The organism is Pseudoalteromonas sp. SR45-5 (assembly GCF_014163565.1).
Classification (GTDB): domain Bacteria; phylum Pseudomonadota; class Gammaproteobacteria; order Enterobacterales; family Alteromonadaceae; genus Pseudoalteromonas; species Pseudoalteromonas distincta.
The window spans coordinates 1-1,324 of record NZ_JACJDN010000855.1 but is presented as its reverse complement, the minus strand read 5'-3'; the positions used below and the strand labels follow the sequence as shown (position 1 = coordinate 1,324).

General features: G+C 37.0%; 1 protein-coding gene. It reads left to right on the top strand.

What is annotated here, in order from left to right; genetic code table 11:
- The first annotated feature begins 28 nt into the window (after positions 1 to 28).
- Positions 29 to 1,213, top strand: coding sequence for a DUF1624 domain-containing protein (locus tag H5072_RS19600; RefSeq protein WP_182694529.1), 1,185 nt, complete (start codon positions 29 to 31; stop codon positions 1,211 to 1,213).
- Positions 1,214 to 1,324: the final 111 nt, after the last annotated feature.

Here is a 1,324-nt window from a genome sequence, read left to right as displayed (position 1 = left end):
GTTTTAAATCACTCTATATAGCTCTCTTATGCCGCTACCTTCAACCGATAACCGCTTACATCATATTGATATATTACGGGGCATTATAATTATATTTATGGTTATTGACCATGGTATGTATTATTGCCTTAATTACTCAGTTACCGATCCGATGACTATTCCAGGGACTGATCCCGTTACCTTTTTTACGCGTTTTGTTTCTCACTTTTGCGCACCACTCTTCGTATTCTTAGCAGGTCTATCTGCGGCAATAACAGAGCATAAATATGTATCCACTAAAGCATTTTCACAGAGCTTGATTATTCGTGGTTTAGTGCTAATTTTGTTTGAATTTACTATTGTTTCGTGGTCTTGGAGCTTTAACCCATTATACTCAATGCTATACGCACAAGTTATTTGGGCTATCGGCTGGGGCTTTGTTATTTTAGGACTGCTGCGTTTCCTGGGCATTTATGCCATTTTTGTAGCAGGCTTATTACTCGTGTTTGGGCATAATTTATTTGATGGAACAAGCTTTGAGCCTAATACATTTGCACATACTGCTTGGTCTATTGCACATCAAAAAAATGTACTTGATCTCCCTTTTGATTTTCAAATTAGAACAACCTACCCAGTTGCCCCTATTGTTGGCTTAATGGCATTGGCATATTGCGCTGGTGTTTATTACAAAGCGCAACAATACAGTAAAAAAGTGATGAATCACGCATTGTTATTAGGGGTTACTTGCCTTGCGCTTTATGGCATTTTACGTGGGTTTAACTTATACGGTGACATGTCACAGTTTGCTATACATACAAACTCATTACTCACTGTTATGTCGTTTCTAAACCCAACAAAGTATCCGCTTTCGCTGCAGTTTATGTTACTTACTGTTGGCCTTGGGCTTATTTCTTTAAAGGCATTAAGTGGTTTAAAAACCGATTTTTCGCATAACTTTTTACAAGTACTGGGTAAAACAAGTATGTTTTCATACCTTGTGCATTTGTATTTATTACATGCTATTGCTTGGTTAATTATACCTATTCTTGGCTTTAATTTTAGCGATATGACCTACGCAGATACTCTCGTTGGTTTGCCTGAAGGTTATGGCATGAGTTACACAGCAACACTTTTATTTATAGCCGTTGTAATAGGGCTAACAACCCTACTCGCTAAGCGATACATTGTTTGGAAGCGAAGCCACAAACATAGCTTAATTGCTAAATATATATAGCGTTTATACAAGTTAGCACAAAATAATAGACATTAAAAAAGGCGCTTAAAAAGCGCCTTGCTAACAAGTATGTGTGCTTAAAACATATCTTGATAGGAGTTTGTTCTGCTA

What these genes read in the sequence shown, in the direction of transcription:
- H5072_RS19600 (WP_182694529.1), top strand. Translation starts at nt 29, where the DNA reads ATGCCGCTACCTTCAACCGATAACCGCTTACATCATATTGATATATTA.